Origin of the sequence: Thioalkalivibrio sp. ALE11, assembly GCF_000381205.1 — a bacterium.
Taxonomy (GTDB): Bacteria; Pseudomonadota; Gammaproteobacteria; order Ectothiorhodospirales; family Ectothiorhodospiraceae; genus Thioalkalivibrio.
Genome location: NZ_KB906174.1, coordinates 45,772 through 64,246, shown reverse-complemented (window position 1 = coordinate 64,246; position 18,475 = coordinate 45,772). Strand labels below are relative to the sequence as shown.

At 69.1% G+C, this 18,475-nt stretch carries 16 protein-coding genes; 14 read left to right on the top strand and 2 right to left on the bottom strand.

Features of this window, described 5'->3' with window-relative positions; genetic code table 11:
* Positions 1 to 90 precede the first annotated feature (90 nt).
* Positions 91 to 1,080 (top strand): GTP 3',8-cyclase MoaA, encoded by a 990-nt coding sequence (gene moaA / locus F620_RS0111295; protein WP_019570634.1) that lies wholly within the window; start codon positions 91 to 93, stop codon positions 1,078 to 1,080.
* Between the two features lies 1 nt (position 1,081).
* Here the strand turns inward: moaA and F620_RS0111290 are convergent, their stop codons facing one another.
* Entirely contained in the window at positions 1,082 to 2,449 is a 1,368-nt protein-coding gene (locus F620_RS0111290) for an NAD-dependent succinate-semialdehyde dehydrogenase (RefSeq protein ID WP_019570633.1), read from the bottom strand.
* Positions 2,450 to 2,565: 116 nt separating this feature from the next.
* Between F620_RS0111290 and F620_RS0111285 the strand changes: the two genes are divergently transcribed.
* From F620_RS0111285 to F620_RS0111230, 12 genes are all read left to right on the top strand, one after another.
* The gene (locus F620_RS0111285) at positions 2,566 to 3,519 is read left to right on the top strand and encodes a complex I NDUFA9 subunit family protein (protein ID WP_019570632.1); all 954 of its coding nucleotides are present in this window, start codon (positions 2,566 to 2,568) and stop codon (positions 3,517 to 3,519) included.
* Between the two features lie 16 nt (positions 3,520 to 3,535).
* On the top strand, positions 3,536 to 4,759 hold the full coding sequence (locus F620_RS0111280) for a multifunctional CCA addition/repair protein (RefSeq protein WP_019570631.1): 1,224 nt from the start codon (positions 3,536 to 3,538) through the stop codon (positions 4,757 to 4,759).
* A gap of 73 nt (positions 4,760 to 4,832) precedes the next feature.
* Positions 4,833 to 5,489: a protein-L-isoaspartate O-methyltransferase gene (locus F620_RS0111275; protein WP_019570630.1), complete on the top strand. Its 657-nt coding sequence runs from the start codon at positions 4,833 to 4,835 to the stop codon at positions 5,487 to 5,489.
* A 94-nt stretch (positions 5,490 to 5,583) separates the two neighbouring features.
* Positions 5,584 to 6,918, top strand: a complete 1,335-nt coding sequence (locus tag F620_RS0111270) for a TolC family outer membrane protein (RefSeq protein ID WP_018869057.1) — start codon at positions 5,584 to 5,586, stop codon at positions 6,916 to 6,918.
* Positions 6,918 to 7,499 (top strand): isochorismatase family protein, encoded by a 582-nt coding sequence (locus tag F620_RS0111265; protein ID WP_018869056.1) that lies wholly within the window; start codon positions 6,918 to 6,920, stop codon positions 7,497 to 7,499. The genes F620_RS0111270 and F620_RS0111265 overlap by 1 nt, the downstream gene beginning before the upstream one ends.
* Before the next feature lie 7 nt (positions 7,500 to 7,506).
* Complete coding sequence (locus F620_RS15370; protein WP_196800566.1) at positions 7,507 to 7,647, top strand: hypothetical protein; 141 nt, start codon at positions 7,507 to 7,509, stop codon at positions 7,645 to 7,647.
* 15 nt (positions 7,648 to 7,662) lie between these two features.
* Entirely contained in the window at positions 7,663 to 8,514 is an 852-nt protein-coding gene (locus F620_RS0111255) for a hypothetical protein (protein WP_018869054.1), read from the top strand.
* Positions 8,514 to 9,584, top strand: coding sequence for a homoserine O-succinyltransferase (locus F620_RS0111250; protein WP_019570628.1), 1,071 nt, complete (start codon positions 8,514 to 8,516; stop codon positions 9,582 to 9,584). The genes F620_RS0111255 and F620_RS0111250 overlap by 1 nt, the downstream gene beginning before the upstream one ends.
* Before the next feature lie 161 nt (positions 9,585 to 9,745).
* Positions 9,746 to 11,080: an MFS transporter gene (locus F620_RS0111245; protein ID WP_019570627.1), complete on the top strand. Its 1,335-nt coding sequence runs from the start codon at positions 9,746 to 9,748 to the stop codon at positions 11,078 to 11,080.
* A 2-nt stretch (positions 11,081 to 11,082) separates the two neighbouring features.
* Complete coding sequence (locus F620_RS0111240) at positions 11,083 to 13,014, top strand: ATP-binding cassette domain-containing protein (protein WP_019570626.1); 1,932 nt, start codon at positions 11,083 to 11,085, stop codon at positions 13,012 to 13,014.
* 212 nt (positions 13,015 to 13,226) lie between these two features.
* On the top strand, positions 13,227 to 15,242 hold the full coding sequence (locus F620_RS0111235) for a methyl-accepting chemotaxis protein (RefSeq protein ID WP_018869050.1): 2,016 nt from the start codon (positions 13,227 to 13,229) through the stop codon (positions 15,240 to 15,242).
* A gap of 113 nt (positions 15,243 to 15,355) precedes the next feature.
* Entirely contained in the window at positions 15,356 to 16,126 is a 771-nt protein-coding gene (locus tag F620_RS0111230) for a rhomboid family intramembrane serine protease (protein WP_026331437.1), read from the top strand.
* Here the strand turns inward: F620_RS0111230 and F620_RS0111225 are convergent.
* A complete protein-coding gene (locus F620_RS0111225; protein WP_369773820.1) occupies positions 16,123 to 18,219 on the bottom strand; it encodes a TonB-dependent receptor family protein in 2,097 nt (698 codons plus the stop codon). The genes F620_RS0111230 and F620_RS0111225 overlap by 4 nt on opposite strands.
* Before the next feature lie 25 nt (positions 18,220 to 18,244).
* Between F620_RS0111225 and F620_RS15365 the strand changes: the two genes are divergently transcribed.
* Positions 18,245 to 18,454: a hypothetical protein gene (locus tag F620_RS15365; protein WP_196799370.1), complete on the top strand. Its 210-nt coding sequence runs from the start codon at positions 18,245 to 18,247 to the stop codon at positions 18,452 to 18,454.
* Positions 18,455 to 18,475 lie beyond the last annotated feature (21 nt).

Genomic DNA, 18,475 nt, shown 5'->3' with positions numbered 1-18,475 from the left:
GCCGGGACTGTGCATTTTCGGCGCTGGCCACGGCATGGTCTACGATATTCCCTAACAAACATAACGCCTCGCCCGAGGCCGGGGGCTTCTATGAATGATCGCGGACTGACAGACCCCTTTGGGCGGAAGATCGAATACGTGCGCGTATCGGTCACCGACCGCTGCGACCTGCGCTGCTTCTACTGCATGCCGGAAGGCTTTCGCGACTTCGAGGTGCCCGAGCACTGGCTGACCTTCGACGAGGTCGAGCGGGTGATGGCGGCATTCGGCCGCCTCGGCACCCGGCGGGTGCGCCTGACCGGCGGCGAGCCGCTGGTACGCCACGGCCTCCCGGACCTGGCCGCGCGCCTGAACGCCCTGCCGGGGATCGACGACCTCTCGCTGTCCACCAACGCGGTGCGCCTCGCGAAGCATGCCGACGCGCTGGCCGCGGGCGGGGTGGAACGCATCAACGTGAGCCTGGACACCCTGCGCCCGGAGGTCTTCAAGCGCGTCACCGGCGGCAAGCTGGAGAAGGTGCTCGACGGATTGATGGCGGCGAAACGCGCCGGATTCGACCCGATCAAGATCAACATGGTGGTGATGGGCGGCATCAACGATAACGAGGTCGGCGACATGGTCGACTTCTGTATCGAGCACGGCTTTACGCTGCGCTTCATCGAGACCATGCCGATGGGCGATACCGGGCGCGAGGCGAACGAAGGCCACTACGTGAACCTGCAGGAGGTGCGCCGCGACCTGGAGCAGCGCTTCGACCTGATCCCCGGGGTGATGCCCGGCGGCGGGCCGGCGCGCTATGCGCAGGTTGCGGGCACCGACATTCGCATCGGCTTCATCACCCCGATCTCGCAGCACTTCTGTGACACCTGCAACCGCGTACGGCTGTCAGTGGACGGCACCATCCACACCTGCCTGGGCAATGAGCACAGCCTGGCGCTGCGTCCGCGGCTGCGCGACGGCTGCAGCGATGCCGAGCTGGAAGCCGCGATCCTCGAGGCGATTGCGCTGAAACCCGAGCGCCACGAATTCAACGAGCGCCCGGAGAAGGTCATGCGCTTCATGTCCATGACCGGCGGCTGACTCAGGCCACCCAGACCGTCTTCGCATTCACGAACTCGCGGATCCCCAGATCCGCGAGTTCGCGCCCGTAGCCGGAATCCTTTACCCCGCCGAAAGGCAGACGCGGGTCGCTTTTCACCACCGCGTTCACGAACGCACAGCCGCATTCCAGCTGCCGCGCCAGCGCCTCGCCGCGAGCGCCGTCGGCGGTCCACACCGACCCGCCAAGACCAAAGCGCGAGCGGTTGGCCAGCTCCACCGCCGCCGCGGCATCCGCGGCCCGCGTGATCGCGGCGACCGGCCCGAAGGTCTCCTCGTCGAACGCCGCCATCCCCGGCTCGACGTGGTCCAGCACGGTCGGCGCATAGTAGAAGCCTTCGCCCTCCAGCGGCTGACCGCCGGTGCGGCACACCGCGCCGGCCGCGACACTGCGCTGCACCTGGTCGTGCAGTTCGTCGCGCAGATCGCCGCGCGCCAGCGGGCCCAGATCCGCCCCGTCTTCCATCGGATCACCCGTGCGCAGGTCCGCCACCGCCCGGCTCAGGCGCTCCGCAAAGGCCTCGGCGATCGATTCCTCGACGATGAACCGCTTGGCCGCGATGCAGGTCTCGCCGTTGTTCTGGAACCGCCCGCGCAGGGCCTCGCGCACCACGGTGTCCAGGTCCGCGTCATGCAGGACGATGAAGGCGTCCGAACCGCCCAGCTCCAGCACCGAGCTCTTCAGGGCCTTGCCCGCGGCCGCACCCACCGCACGCCCGGCGCGCTCCGAACCCGTCAGGCTCACGCCCTGCACCCGCGGATCGGCGATCAGATCCTCGACCGCATCGGAGCCCACCGCCAGGTTGCGGAAGACCCCGTCGGGGAACCCGGCCGCGCGGAACACCTCCTCCAGCGCCTGCGCGCAGCCGGGCACATTGGAGGCATGCTTGAGCAGCACGGTGTTGCCGGCCAGGGTCGCCGGAATGGCCTGGCGGAAGGCCTGCCAGTAGGGAAAATTCCACGGCATGACCAGCAGCACGGTGCCGAGCGGCTGCCAGGCCACGTACGAGCGGGCCGCCTCGGTGGCCACCGGGACGTCCAGCAGGAAGCCCGGCCCGTGCTCGGCGTAGTATTCGCAGGCCACCGCGCATTTCTCCACCTCGGCCAGCGCCTCGACCCGCCGCTTGCCCATCTCGCGGGTCGCGGTCACCGCCAGCTCCTCCCGGCGCCCGCGCAGGACCGCGGCCAGCTCGCGCAGCAGGGCGGCCCGTTCGTGCACCGGCTGCAGGGCCCAGGCCGCGCGGGCGTCCACCGCGCCCTGCAGCGCGGCCTCCACGCCGGCGGCATCCAACCGCGGGTAACTCGCCAGCACCGTGCCGGTGGCCGGATTGACGGCAGTCAGTTCAGTCATCTTCGGGCCTCTCTCTCGGGACTCGCCGGGCCAGCGCCCGCCCGGGTGGATTGATCACGCGCCCACAGCCGAGTATAAGACGCACACATCCGTATTCGGTAAGGGCCTTCGCAATCATGTCGACTCTCTCGATTCGCAACGTCTGCCTGCTGGGCGGAACGGGCTTCGTCGGGCACCACATCGTGGCGCGGCTGATCGACCGTGGACTGAATGTACGCGTGGTGACGCGCCACCCGCACCGTCACCGCGAGCTCATGGTGAACCCCGAGGTCGACCTGATCGCCGGCAACGTCCACGACCCGGAGGACCTCGACCGGGTCCTGCGCGACCAGGATGCCGTGATCAACCTGGTTGGGATCCTCAACGAGCGCGGCCACGACGGCTCCGGCTTCCGCCGCGCTCACACCGAGCTGACGGAAAAGGCCCTGGCCGCCGCCGAGCGCCAGGGCGTGCGCCGCTTTCTGCAGATGAGCGCGCTGAAGGCCGACATGCCGGACCCGCCCAGCCACTACCTGCGGACCAAGAGCGAGGCCGAACAGGCCGTGTTCGCGGCCACGGCCTTCCCGGTCACGGTGTTCCGCCCGTCGGTGATCTTCGGCCCGGAGGACAGCTTCCTCAACCGCTTCGCCACCCTGCTGCGCTTCTCCCCGATGATGCCGCTGGCCCGCGCCGAGGCACGCTTCGCGCCGGTGTTCGTGGGCGACGTGGCCGACCACTTCGCCGCGGCCCTGAACGATCCGGGGACCTTCGGTCAGGGGTTCGAACTGTGCGGCCCGCGGGAATACAGCCTGGGCGAACTGGTGCGCTACGTCGGCCGGGTCTCCGGCCACCGGCGCCCGGTCATCGGCCTGCCGGACTGGGCGGGCCGCCTGCAGGCGAACGTCCTGGAGTACGTGCCGGGCAAGCCGCTGTCGCGCGACAACCTCGCCTCGCTGTCGATCGACAGCGTATGCACCGGGCAGACCCTGCACTGCCCCACCCGGCTGGAGAGCATCGCACCCACCTATCTGGGCAAGGGCGGCCGCGAGGCGCGCATGCAGAAACTGCGCACCAGCTACGAGCGCGACTGAGGCGGCCGCCTCCGGGATGCACATCTATCTGGTCGGTGGCGCGGTCCGCGACCGGCTCCTGGGCCGCCCGGTCAGCGAACGCGATTACGTGGTGGTGGGCGCTACGCCCGAGGCCATGGAGGCGGCCGGCTATCGCGCCGTGGGGCGCGACTTTCCGGTGTTCCTCCATCCGCGGACGCAGGAGGAATACGCCCTCGCCCGGACCGAGCGCAAGACCGCACGCGGCTACCACGGCTTCCAGTTCAACGCCGCCCCCGATGTCCCGCTGGAACAGGACCTGGAACGGCGCGACCTCACCATCAATGCCATGGCCGAGGACGACGGCGGCGAACTGATCGACCCCTTCGGCGGCCGTGCCGACCTGGCAAACCGCATCCTGCGGCATGTCTCCCCGGCATTCGCCGAAGACCCGGTACGCCTGCTGCGTCTGGCACGCTTCGCCGCCCAGCTGGCCCCGTGGGGGTTCGAGATCGCCGACGAGACCCGCGCCCTGCTGAGCGAGCTGGTCGACTCGGGGGAGGTTGACGCCCTGGTACCGGAACGCGTCTGGGCCGAGTTCGAGAAGGCCCTGACCAGCCCTGCTCCGCGCCGGTTCATCGAGGTGCTGCGCGAATGCGGGGCGCTGGCGGTGCTGCTGCCGGAACTGGAACAGCTGTTCGGCGTACCCCAGCCGGCGAAATACCATCCCGAGATCGACACCGGCGTACACACCCTGATGGTGCTGGACCAGGCCACGCGCCTGAGCGACGCGCCCGAGGTCCGCTTCGCCGCGCTGACCCATGATCTGGGCAAGGCGGACACCCCGGAGGACATCCTGCCCGCGCACCACGGGCACGAGGAACGCAGCGTCACCCACATCAAGGCGCTCGCCGAACGTCTGCGCATCCCCCGGCGCTACCGCGACCTCGCGATCCGGGTGGCGCGCCATCACGGCCTCGCGCATCGCCTGTTCGAACTGCGCCCGAAGACCGTGATGAAACTGATCGAGGGCCTGGATGCCCTGCGCCGCCCGGAAAACGTCGAGCCCTTCCTGCTGGCGGTCGAGGCCGACTTCCGCGGGCGAACCGGCTGGGAGGAGCGCCCCTACCCCCAGGCCGACGCCCTGCGGCGCGCCGTGGAGACCGCCACGGCCGTCAGCCCGCAACCCCTGATCGAGGCCGGCCACCAGGGCCCGCAGCTGGGCGAAGCCCTGCGCCACGAACGCATCCGCGCGATCGCCGACGCGCTGGCCAAAGACTGAAACCGGCACCACTTGCCTGCAACGCGCAGCGGCCGTACTCTTCACGGTTCGTTGCCGCACAGAGGATCCCGCAATGGATTTCGCCAAGGCCCGGATGAACATGGTGGAACAGCAGGTACGTCCCTGGGACGTGCTGGACATGCGCGTGCTGGGGGTGATGGAGACGCTGCCGCGCGAGCGCTTCATGCCCGAGCCCTACCAGGCCCTGGCCTACGCCGACACGGAGATCCCCCTGGGCCACGGCGAGGAGACCCTGCCGCCGCGCGTCATCGGACGCATGCTGCAGGCGGTCGCCCCGCAGCCCACCGACACCGTGCTGGAGATCGGCACCGGTTCCGGCTATGCCACCGCCTGCCTCGCGAGCCTGGCTGCGCATGTAGACAGCGTGGAGCGCCATGACGACCTGCGTCTGGCCGCGCGCAACCGCCTGCACGACCTGGGGCTCACCAATGCCGCCCCGCGCACCGGAACGGTGACCCCGGGCTGGCGCCCCCCGCGCGAACGCTACGACGTCATCGCGCTTAACGGGGCGATGACCGAATACGACGATTTCCTCGAACAATTCCTCGCCCTGGGCGGCCGCCTGTTCGTGATCACCGGGGAACCGCCGATCATGGAAGCGCGCCTGATCACCCGCACCACCGAGGACAACACCCGGCACGAGGACCTTTTCGAAACCCGCGTGCCGCCGCTGGCCGGGTTCGAGCCGCGTCCGGCCTTCGAGTTCTAGATCCCGCGAAACCCGCGGATCCACCGGGCCCGCCCGCCTTTGGCGGCGGGCTTTGCTAGTATCGAGAACTTCGCCAGCCCGGAATCGAATCGCCATGAAACGACTGCATCCCCTGATCGCCGCCGCCGGTCTCGCCCTGTTCACGGCCGCCCCCGCCCAGGGCGCGAGCCTGATGGAAGTCTACGAACAGGCCGCGCAGGAAGACGCCGAACTGCAGATCGCCGAGGCGGAATACCGCAGTGCCCTGCAGAATCGCCCGGCCGCCCGCTCCGGCCTCCTGCCCCAGCTGCGCGGCGAGATCGAAGGCGGTGCGTTCTACAACGACCCGGACGGACGCGACAGCACCGATGGGCGGCAGAGCCGTTTTGCGCTGTTGCTGGACCAGAGCATCTACGACCGGCGCAACTACGTGGAACTGAGCCAGGCCGACCTGGAGATCGCCCGGGCCGAGGCGGAACGCGATGCCGCGCGCCAGGACCTGATGCTGCGGGTGTCCGAGGCCTATTTTGACGTGCTCGTGGCCCAGGAAGGCCTGGAATTCAGCGTCGCCGAACTGGAGGCCATCGAGCGCCAGCTGGAGCAGACCGAACGCCGCTTCGACGTCGGCCTGATCGCCAGCACCGACGTAAAGGAAGCCCGCGCCCAGCGCGACCTCGCCGAGGCCCAGCGCATCGGCGCCGAAAACGAACTGGACGTGGCCCGCGAACAGCTGGCATTGATCACCAACCGCTACTGGGACGAACTCGATACCCTGGCCCCCGATGCCGAACTCCAGCTGCCGCAGCCGCGGGATGCCGAGGCGTGGGTGCAGCGTGCCCTGGAGAACAACCTGGAGCTGGCCGCGCAGCGCCTCGCCACCGAGACCGCGCGCGAGCAGATCGACCGCCAGCGGGCCGAAGGTCTTCCTCGTCTCGGCCTCAACGCCTCAGTCAGCGAAAACCGCTTTCATTCGGTGGACGAACCAGCCATGCCTCCCGGCCAGAGCTCCCAGTTCAACGACTCCACCGAAGCTCAGATCGGCATCCGTCTGGAGATCCCGCTGTACACCGGCGGCCGGGTGACCGCCCTGACCCGTCAGGCGCGCGAGGACTTCCAGGCCGCGCAGCAGGGGCAGACGCAGGTCGAGCGCATGACCCGGCGCGACACCCGCAACGCCTATCTCGCCTCGGTGGCCGCCGAATCCCGCGTGCGCGCACTGAACCGGGCACTGGAATCGACCCAGGCCGCGTTCGAGGCGGCCGAGGCCGGCTTCGAGGTCGGCACCCGCACTCAGGTGGATGTCCTGCTGGCCCTGCGCGAAGTGTTCGGCGCCGAGCGCGACTTCGCCGAGGCGCGTTACGAGTTCCTCGCCAACACCCTGCGCCTGGAACGCGCGGCGGGTCAGCTGGCCGAGGAAGACCTCGAATCCATCGACGCCATGCTGGAGTGATGAGCGGGGCTGCGCGGGCTCGCTGCGAGCGCTCCGAACGCTCGCCGCTGCTGCTGGTCGACCTGCAGGAGCGGCTGATGGCGGCGATGCCGGAAACCGATCGTGAACGCACCGTGCGCAACGCCGGGCGGCTGGTGGAAGCCGCGCGCCAGCTGGGTATTCCGGTGGAGGTGTCGCGCCAGTATCCGCAGGGGCTGGGCGACACCGTTGAACCACTGCGCTCCGCGCTCGAGGATCTCGGCGATCTGGCCACCGTGACCGACAAGACCGCCTTCTCCTGCTGCGGCGAGGCGGCCCTGGAGCAGCGCCTGGCGGGTTGCCACAGCGTGGTCATCGGCGGCGCCGAGACCCACGTGTGCGTGACCCAGACCGCGCTGGACCTGCTGGATGCCGGGGTCACGGTGTTCGTGGCGGCCGATGCGGTGTGCTCGCGCAACCCCGAGCTGCGCGGCAACGGCCTCGAGCGCCTGCGCGCGGCGGGGGCGATCATCACCAATCACGAATCCGTGCTGTTCGAATGGCTGGGCGATGCCCGCGCCGCCGAGTTCAAGTCGGTCAGCCAGCTGCTGCGCGAGGTCTGAGATGCGCGTGGTCGGCAATATCCTGCTGGGCATCTGGCTCGTGCTGTACGGCCTGCGCGGGCTGCTCGGACTGCAGTTCCAGTACGATCACTACGTCATGAGCGCCCTGGCACTGACCGCCGGCGTGCTCTTCATCCTGCGCCGATAGAGAGACACCGATCGCATGCGTCTTACCCCGGACGAATACCGCGAACTGGACGGCCGCCGCATCACCCTGCTGGGGATGTCGGGCGTCGGCAAGACGCGGCTGTCCAACATGCTGCGCCAGGAGGACTGGTTTCATTACTCCGGCGACTATCGCATCGGCACGCGCTACCTGAACGAACCGATCCTGGACAACATCAAGTCCCAGGCGATGCAGGTGCCGTTCCTGCGCGAGCTGCTGCGTTCGGACTCCATCCAGATCATCAACAACATCACCGTCGACAACCTGCACCCGGTGTCCAGCTTCCTCGGCAAGCTGGGCAACCCGGAGCTGGGCGGGCTGCCGCTGACCGAATTCAAGCGCCGCCAGGCCCTGCACCACGAGGCCGAAGTGCAGGCGATGCTGGACGTGCCGGACTTCATCCACAAGGCGCGCACCCTGTTCGGCTACCCGCATTTTGTCAACGATGCCGGCGGTTCGGTGTGCGAGCTGGACAGCCCCGGCGTGCTCGAGACCCTGGCCGAACACACCATCATCCTCTATATCCAGGCCACGGACGAGGACGAGCGGGAGCTGATCGAACGCGCCGAGGCCAACCCCAAGCCGCTGTACTACCGCGAGGCCTTCCTCGACCAGCAGCTGGCCGAATACATGCGCATCGAGGAGCTGGAGTACGTCGCCCAGATCGACCCCAATGCCTTCGTGCGCTGGGTATTCTCGCGCCTGTTCCGGGCGCGGCTGCCGCGTTACGAACAGATCGCCGAGACCTGGGGCTACACCGTCAGCACCACCGAGGTGGCCCGGGTGCGCAACGCGGCCGACTTTGACGAGCTGGTCTGCATGGCCCTGGAACGCGAGAGGCGACTGTAATGCCCCTGGTTGCACACTCCGGACTCCCCACCTTCGAACGCCTGCGCAGCGAGGGCGAGTCGGTCCTGCCGAATGACTTCGCCCGCCAGCAGGAGATTCGCGCGCTGCACATCGGGCTGCTGAACATGATGCCGGATGCCGCACTGGCGGCCACCGAGCGTCAGTTCTTTCGCCTGATCGGCGAGAGCAACCAGATCGCGCAGTTCTACATCCATCCGTTCACGCTGCCGCAGCTCAAGCGCGGCCGGAAGGGGCGCGAGCACGTCGAGAACTACTACGAGGACTTCGAGAAGCTCAAGGAAGAAGGCCTGGACGCGCTGATCATCACCGGGGCCAACGTGACCCAGCCGGATCTGGCCCTGGAGCCGTTCTGGGAACCGCTGGCCGAAGTGGTGGACTGGGCCTGGCAGAACGTGACCTCCACGCTGTGCTCCTGCCTCGCGACCCATGCGGTGCTGCAGTCGCACTACGACGAACACCGCCAGCACATGGGCGAGAAGCTCTGGGGCGTGTTCCCGCACCGGGTGGTGGACCGCGGGCACCCGCTGGTGACCGGGGTGAACACCCGTTTCGACGTGCCGCACTCCCGTTACAACAAGGTCACCGGCGAGCAGTTCGAACGCCACGGCCTGCGCGTGCTGGTGGAAAGCGAGGAAGCCGGCATCCATCTGGGCGCCTCGCCGGACGGTTTCCGCATGGTCTTCTTCCAGGGCCATCCGGAGTACGACTCGATCAGCCTGCTCAAGGAATACAAGCGCGAAGTGGTGCGCTATATCGAGGGCGACCGCAAGGCCTATCCGCCGCTGCCGGAGAACTACCTGATGCCGCAGGCGGCCGCGATCCTCGATGAACACCGCGAGCACGTGGAGGCGGCGCTGGAGCACTGCACCGAGATCCCGGCCCTGCCCGAGGCCCTGCTGCTGGACCGCCTGGACAACACCTGGCACGACACCGCGCTGGCGGTCATCAACAACTGGCTGGGCAACGTCTACCAGCTGACCAACCTCGACCGCCGCAAGCCCTTCCGCGACAGCGTCGACCCCGACGACCCGCTGGCCGGGCGGCGGTAGAACGTTACGCCGGAACCCGACCCCGGTCATTGCGAGGCGCCGCAGGCGCCGTGGCAATCTTTTCTGCGGAGGCACCCGAGCCGAACGCCCTGTCGGTGTCCGGAGATTGTCACGGCGCCCTCGGCGCCCCGCAATGACGGGCGACACAACGGAAGGACTGCATGACCGAGACCGATCGCGACAAACGCCGACGCCCCCTCGTCAGCCTGTACGAGACCATCGCCGGCGACGAGGATGCCCGTGCCTGCAAGGACATCCCCGAGGGGGCGTGCAACGCGCAGCCACGCAACTTCCTCGTCCACCTGGTCGCCAATACCCTGTCCAAGATCGGCGACGAACTGGCCTCCGCGCGCCTGGTCCTCGCCTGGCTGCTGAGCGCGCTGGGGGCCCCGGCCGCGTTCGCCGGTTTCCTGGTCCCCATCCGTGAATCGGGCTCGCTGCTGCCGCAGCTGTTCGTGGCCGCCTCGATCCGCCGCCGCGCCATCCGCAAGGGGTTCTGGGTGCTCGGCAGCGCGCTGTCCGGGTTTGCGGTCGCGGGCATGGCCATCACCGCCCTGACCCTGGAGGGGGCCGCCGCGGGCTGGGCCATCATCGCCCTGCTGATCGTGTTTGCGCTGTCCCGCGGCATCAACTCGGTGGCGTCCAAGGACGTGCTGGGCAAGACCATCGCCAAGCAGCGCCGCGGCACGGTAATGGGCTACGCCGCCTCGGCCGCCGGCTTCTTCACCCTGGCCCTGGGCGGGTACCTGACGCTGGCCAGCCTGGACGATGCCGGTGTCGGCCTGTTCGTGGCCCTGCTGGCGGCCTCGGCCGGCGGCTGGTGGATCGCGGCGGCGGTGTTCGCCCGCCTGCACGAGGATCCGGGCGCCACCGAAGGGGGCGTCAACGGATTCGGCGAGGCCCTGCGCTCGCTGCGCCTGCTGTGGAGCGACCGCGCCTTCGGCCACTTCGTGCTGACCCGCGCACTGCTGATGAGCACCGCGCTGGCGCTGCCGTTCTACGTGCTGCTGGCCGAGGATGCGACCGAGGGGGCACTGGCAACCCTGGGCCTGCTGATCCTCGCCAGCGGGCTCGCCTCCGCGCTCAGCGCGCCGGTGTGGGGCCGGATGTCCGACCGTTCCTCGCGCGGGGTGCTGGTGCTGTCCGGCGGACTGGCCACGCTGCTGGGCTTCGTCGTCGCCCTGGGCAGCTGGTTCGCCCCGGCCGAAGCCGCCCTGCTGGACATGGGCTGGGTGCACGCGGTGCTGTTCTTCCTGCTGGGCATCAGCCACGCCGGCGTGCGGCTGGGGCGCAAGACCTATCTGGTCGACATGGCCACGCAGGAGACCCGCGCGGCCTTCACCGCGGTCAGCAACACGGTCATCGGCGTGCTGCTGCTGGTCGGGGGCCTGTTCGGCCTGGTGGCCCAGCTGGCCGGCACCGAATTCGCCATCTTCGTACTGGCGCTGATGAGTCTGGCCGGGGCCCTGAGCGCCTGGCGCATGAAGGAGGTCTGAACATGGCCCTGATCACCCTGCGCGACATCCACCTGGCCTATGGCATGGCCTCGCTGCTGGACGGCGCCGGCCTGAGCCTGGAACCCGGCGAGCGGGTGGCGATCGCCGGACGCAATGGCGAGGGCAAGTCGACCCTGCTGCGCATCCTCGCCGGCGAGGTGGAGCCGGATGCCGGCGATATCACCCGCCGCGACGGGCTGACCGTCGCGTGGCTGACCCAGGAGCTGCCGCCGGGCATCGAGGGAAGCGTGTTCGACGTGGTCGCCGAAGGCCTGGGCGAGTCCGGGCGGCTGCTGGAACGCTTTCACCACCTGAGCCAGGCGGCCGCCAGCGGCGACGCCGAGGCCCTGGAGAAGATGGGGCCGGTACAGGCACAGCTGGACGCGATCGACGGCTGGAGCTTGCAGAACCGGGTCGAAACCACCCTGTCGCGGCTGGAGCTGGACCCCGAGGCCGAGTTCGCCACCCTCTCCGGCGGGCTCCGGCGCCGGGTCTGGCTGGCCCGCGAACTGGTGCGTGACCCCGACATCCTGCTGCTGGACGAGCCCACCAACCACCTCGACGTGGCCGCGATCCGCTGGCTGGAGGGCTTTCTGACCGGCAGCCGCATGACCGTGGTGTTCATCAGCCACGACCGCCAGTTCATGGAGAACGTGGCCACCCGCATCCTCGAGCTGGACCGGGGCCAGCTGTACGAACACCCGCCGTCCATCGCCGCGTTCCGCGAGCGTCAGGCCGAGCGGCTGGAGGTCGAAGCCCGCCAGCAGGCGGAGTTCGACCGCAAGCTGGCGCAGGAGGAGGCCTGGATCCGCCAGGGCATCAAGGCCCGGCGTACGCGCAACGAGGGCCGCGTGCGCGCATTACAGCAGCTGCGTCAGAAACGCGCCGAACGTCGCGAGCGCGCGGGGCAGGTGCGCATGCAGCTGAGCCCGGAACAGCGCTCCGGCAAGCGGGTGATCGAGGCCGAACACGCCAGTTTCGGCCACTCCGGCACGCCGGTGCTGCACGACGTGAACCTGCTGCTGCAGCGCGGCGACACCCTGGGCGTGATCGGCCCCAACGGCGCCGGGAAAACCACCCTGCTGCGCGGCCTGCTGGGCGATCTGCCGCCGCTGGCCGGGACGGTCAAGCTGGGCACCCAGCTGACCATCGCCTATTTCGACCAGACCCGCGCCCACCTGGACGAACAGACCACGGTGCAGGATGCCGTGGGCGAGGGCCGCGAACAGGTGACGGTCAACGGCGAGACGCGCCATGTGCTGAGCTATCTGGGCGATTTCCTGTTCCCGCCGGCGCGCGCCCGCCAGCCCGTCTCCGCGCTGTCCGGCGGCGAACGCAACCGCCTGTTGCTGGCGAAGCTGTTCCTGCGTCCGGCCAACCTGCTGGTGCTCGACGAACCCACCAACGATCTCGACGTGGAGACCCTGGAGCTGCTGGAGTCGCTGCTGATCGAATACAAGGGCAGCGCCATCGTGGTCACCCACGACCGCGCGTTTCTCGACAACGTGGCCACCAGCACCCTGGTGGTCCCCGGCGATGGCAGCATCGAGGAGTTCGTCGGCGGCTGGTCGGATCTGCCCGAGCGCGTGACCCGGCGCCTGATCGAGGGGGACCCGGCGCCGGACTCCGGGGCCGCCGCGGACGCGGCATCCCGGGCCACAACCCGGACCGCCCCGGCGCCGGAGCCCGCCGTCGCGGCCTCGGGCTCGGGCTCGGGCTCGGGCAAGCTCTCCTACAAGGATGCCCGCGAACTGGAGGCCCTGCCGGGCCGCATCGAGGCGCTGGAGACGGAGCAGGACTCGATCAACCAGGCCCTCTGCGACCCCGAAACTCAGCGGGACGGCGAGCGCGTGCGCGAACTGCAGGCGCGCCTGGCCGATGTGGAACGCGAACTGGAAGAAACCTATCAGCGCTGGGAACAGCTGGAATCCTGAAGCTCTCGCCCGCGTCTCTCCCGGTGAAGCCCGGCCGGACCACCTGCCTTTTCGCGGCTCCGGGAGCGATGCCCCCCCACGAAACACTCAACTCCGGGGCATCTTTGCCGTAACAGCAGGAGAAACGACACGACCCGCGGGTCACCCTTTCCGTGTACGCCCGTACGCGGTGGTAGCAAGCGCCCGCAGAGGCGCCGGCGGAGGAGCAACTCATGCTGGACAAGTTTTCGATCCGCGGACTGCTGACGGCCGGCTTCGGCCTGGTGGTCCTGATCCTCGTCATCAACTCGGTCATGGCCCTGCACGCGCTGCAGACCGGCGCCCGGGACGTACAGAACCTGACCGGAGAAGATTACCCGGCCGTCGCCCGGGTCAACGAAGTCCAGCAGCGGCTGCAGGAAAGCGCGGCCTTCCTGGGCTTTTACCTGATGAGCGACGAGCAGGGCCACCATGACGCCTGGCTGGAATCCATGGACGCCCTGCAGGCCGCGGCACGGGAGCTCAACAACGACCCGGTGGTGGCGGCCGACCGCGACATGGCCCGCTCGGCCGAAGCGGTCCGCGAACACGTCGACCGCTTCCACGGCCACGTCGACCGTCTGACCGAACTGGCCACCGACGACGCCGCCAACATGCCCGCGCTGGACATCGCCAACCAGCGGGCCAATCCCGCCACCCGCGCCATGGCGCAGCAGGCGTCCACGATGATCGACGCCGAGACCAACCTGCCGGAGTTCCAGCGTTCCCTGGAACGTCTGCAGCAGTTCCATAACCTGCGCATGAGCGCACTGCAGGTCACCTCGAACCTGCGCGGCTTCCTTGCCTTCCGCGACGACGCCTTCGTCCAGAACGTGAATCTCTATCGCGGGCAGCTGGAAAGCATCGTGGAGGATCTCGAAGGGCAATCCGCCACCCTGGACTTCGAACAGGAAATCGCGCTGGAAGATTTCGCCGGATCACTGGAAACCCTGCGGGGTGCGCTGGACGACATCTTCGAGGTCCACGGCTCGCCCGAGGCATTCCAGGATGCCGACATGATCCGCACCGAAATCGGCCCGCTGCTGATGGAAGCCCGCGGGGAACTGGATGGGCTCAGCGAGGCCATCACCCGGCGTGCGGAGACCCGGGCCGGTGAACTGACCACCACCATGCGCAACACCCAGGTGGCGCAGATGGTGCTGGCCATCGCGGGCATCATCCTCGGACTGGCCGGCGCGGCCACCATCATCATCACCATCCGCCGGGCCATGAACCGCTCGTCCACCGCGCTGGAGGAGATCGCCGACGGCGACGGCGACCTGACCCGCCGGCTGGAAGAGCACGGACTGAAGGAGACTGCCGCGCTGGGGCGCGCCTTCAACCGCTTCACCGACAAGATCGCCAGTGCCGTGGGCAAGGCCCGTGGCAGCACCGAGACCCTGCGTCAGGCCACCGACAACCTGAACCAGGAGGCCTACGGGGCGCGCGAGGCGGTTTCGCGCCAGCGCGACGAGACCGAACGCGTGGCCACCGCCATCAACGAGCTGCAGAGCAGCGCCGAGGAGATCGCCCGCAACACCGACGCCACCTCGCAGTCGGGCCAGGAGGCCGGTAACGCCGTACACCAGGGCATGGAGGTGATGGAACGCAACGTGGCCTCGATGTCCTCCCTGCTGGGCACGGTGGAACAGGCCGCCGACACGGTCTCGAACCTGGGCGAGGATTCCCGCCAGATCGGCACCATCCTCGAGGTGATCCGCGGAGTGGCCGAGCAAACCAACCTGCTGGCGCTGAACGCCGCGATCGAGGCGGCCCGCGCCGGCGAACATGGCCGCGGCTTCGCGGTGGTCGCCGACGAGGTGCGCAAGCTCGCCACCCGCACCCAGGAGTCCACCGACGAGATCGAGGGCATGATCTCGCGGCTGCAGAGCGCCACCAACAACGCGGTCTCGGTGATGAAGAAGGGCCAGGAAGAGGCGGAGACCACCATGGAACACACCGCCGAAGTGAACGGCGCGCTGCAGCAGATCCGCCAGTCGGTGGACACCATCTCCGAGATGACGGATCAGATCGCCGTCGCGGCGCGCGAGCAGACCACCGTGGTCGAGGACATCAACCGCACCATCGTGCAGATCTCCGACGGCGCCGACCAGTCGGCCGAGACCGCCGACCGCGTCAGCGCGGCCTCCGACGAGCTCAAGCAGGTGGAAAGCGAGATCCAGCGCGCCCTGGCGCAGTTCCGCCTCTGAACGCCGGCCCCGGGGGTAGCCGGGTCCGCCGCCGGGGCTGCCCGCGCGGACCCGAAACCGCTGCCCCGGGCGGTGCATTGTTCCCCGTCACGCCCCCGTGGCAGTCTTGTTCGATGCTGAACCTGCGACGCCCGGCACCCCCGACGGACCCCGCGGCCGATCGCGAACGCTTCCGGCGCGCGCTGCTGTGGCCCTTTGTCGGGGTGATGGCCCTGGTCCTGATCCACGCCCTGCAGGAGGTGCTGGGCGCGGATTTCTCGCGTCTGGGCATCCTGCCGCGCGACGGCGTCGGCGCGCTGGGGATCTTCACCTCGCCCCTGATCCACGGATCCTGGGGGCACCTGATGGCCAACGCCCCCACCCTCTGGGTGCTGGGCATCCTCACGCTCTACGGCTTCCCGCAGGCCACGCGCACCGCGGTCCCGCTGATCTGGATCATGGGCGGGCTGGGGGTCTGGCTGTTCGCCCGCGAGGGCCTGCACATCGGCGCCAGCGGCCTGACCCACGGCCTGATGTTCTTTGCCGTGGTCATCGGTATCCGCCGCCGCGATGCGCTGTCCATCGCGCTGACGATCATCGTGCTGTTCCTCTACGGCAGCATGTTCTGGGGGGTGTTCCCGACCACCCCCGGCGTGTCGTTCGAGGCGCACCTGTTCGGTGCGACCGTGGGCGCGGTCTGCGGCTGGTTCCTGTACCGCCGCGACCCCTTCCCGGTGGCACAGCGCTACGCCTGGGAAGAAGACCCGGACGACCCCACCGACGCCGAGACCCTGCGCAAGATCGAGCAGGGCCGCCTGGACGAGATCGAACCGCCCCGCCACCGCGACCAGCACGGCCCCGGCGGCCCTGACGGCCCCGACGATCCGACCGACCGCCGGGATTAATCCCCGAAGGTCACCCGCAGACCCGCGCGCAGGGTCAGCCCCGGGGCGGGCTCGTAATACCGTCCGAAGTTTGCGTTGATGCGAACGTTGTCGATGTTGTCGGCATCCAGAAGATTGTTCGCGCCAACGAAGGTCTCAATGTTCGCGCCGTTGCGCGTCCACTCGCGCCCGGCCCGCAGGTTGACCGTGGTCTGCGAGCCGACGCGCTCGTCGTTGGCGTCGTCCGCATAACGCGCCCCGGCGTGCAGGGCATCCACGGTGACGAACCAGGGACCGTCGCGCCAGTCGGCCTCCAGGAACAGCTGCTCGCGCGGCAGTCCGGGCAGCCGATTGCCGTCGTGGCGCACGCCGTCGACGTCTTCGTATTCACGGAAGCGGAAATCATTGAGGGTGAAGGCGCTGCTCAGGGTCCATTGCGGCGTCGCCTGCCAGTCCAGCGCCAGCTCCAGCCCGTCGCGCGCGGTGCGCCCGGCATTGGTGTAGAAGTCCCGGTCCCCCTCGCCCTCGATCTGGAAGGGCGTGATCTCGTCGCGCACCCGTGTGCTCCAGAGCACCGCCTCCCAGCCGAACGCACCCTGTTCCCCGCGCCAGCCCAGTTCCAGGCTGCGAGCCTTCTGCGGCTCGAGGTCCGGGTTGAAGCCGCCTCCGCCCCCGGGATCGGCAAATTCGGTGAAGGTCGGGGTCTCGAAATTGGTGGCCACGTTCACCCACGCCCGCTGCCCCGGGCGGAAATGCCACACCAGCCCGGCCATCAGGCTCTCCTCGCGGAAGGTGCGCCCATCCGAACGATCCGGCTCGCCGACCTCCTCGGAAAAGTCATCATCGATGCTGAAACGAATACGATCGTGGCGCGCCCCCAGCACCAGGTTCCAGTCCTCGCCCAGCAGGGTATCGGTATGCAGGAAGGCGCCACGGGTGCGGGCGCGTTCGGTCTGTTCCAGGGCAAGGTTGGTGACGGGATCATTCGGGTCCGCGGAACAACCGGGAGCCTCGTCGTCTTCCTCGGGATCACGATCGAACAGCTGTCCGGCGGAACAGCGTCGCGTCCGTTCGTCCCGCTGTTCCTCCAGATCCACGCCCGCCAGCCAGCGCGTCGGTCCGAGATCGCCTTCCAGCTGGGCGTTCAGCCCGTAGAAGTCGCGCTCGTAGGCCACCCGGCTCGACCCCGGGAACGGCAGCTGCTGGGCGTAGTCGCGCTGCGTCCAGAATCCGCCGACGCGCAGATCCAGCTCACCCACCGGCTGTTCCCAGCGCAGCCCGGCGGTCAGCTGTTCGGCCTCCTGGGTCGCATCCAGCGACTCGGCGTTCGGGGCGGCCTGGCGCCGGTCCTCGCGCATCTCGTCGCGGGTCAGCCCGCCCGGGTCCTCGGTGCGCGGGGCGTCCAGGTAGCGCAGGTGGGCACGCAGCGTGCCGTCGCCCAGTTCGCTTGCCGTATGCAGGCGCAGATAGCGCTTTTCCGCCCGCGACTGGTCGCGGTAGCCATCCATGCGGAAATCATGCGCGGTCAGCGAGTAGCGGTGCTCGCCGAGGTCCGCCTCGCTGGTCGCCTCCAGCCGACGAAACCCGTGCGAGCCTGCCAGCGCCCCGCCCCCATGCCCGCGCGGCTCGCTGCCGTCCCGGGTGCGAACCGAGATCACCCCGCCGGAGGCATTGCCGTACAGCGCCGCGCTGGGCCCGCGCAGCACCTCGATGTCGCGGATGTTCAGCAGGTCGATCGCATCCACCTGCGACTGCCCGTCCGGCGTGGTCTCGGGGATCCCGTCCTGCAGGATGCGCAGCCCGCGCACGCCGAACGGCGCCCGCGAGCCGAAGCCGCGGATGGAGATCCGCACGTCCTGAGCGAAGTTGTGGCGGTTCTGCGCATACAGCCCGGGCACCCGGTTGAGCGCCTCGTCCAGCTGCAGCCCCTGGCGCGCCTCGGTGGCCTGACGCCCGTCCACCCGGCTGACCGAGGCCGGCAGCTCCGCCAGCGGTGTCGTCAGCCGCGGCGCCGACACCTCCACCGGATCCAGCACCACGGGCTCGTCCGCCAGCCCCGCCAGGGGCAGGAGCACGGACAACGTCCCCGCGACACGCAAAAGACAGCTCGACATGACCCCCTCCCGTTCTTGAACGTCCGTGTTACCGAGTCGTCATCGCCCGGCAACACATGCGTCATTTCCGTTCTCCAGGGAAACACTGATCAATGTACACGCTCAGACCATCAATGCCGACGATCATCGGCTGGAGGCCAGCCGCGGCGAATGGCTGAAGGTCGCTGACGAAGCGCTGCTGCTGGCCCAGCCTCAGGCGCTCACCCTGGCCAGCGGCGACGGGGCTGCGCCCTGAGTGGCTCACCGTTCTGGCGCG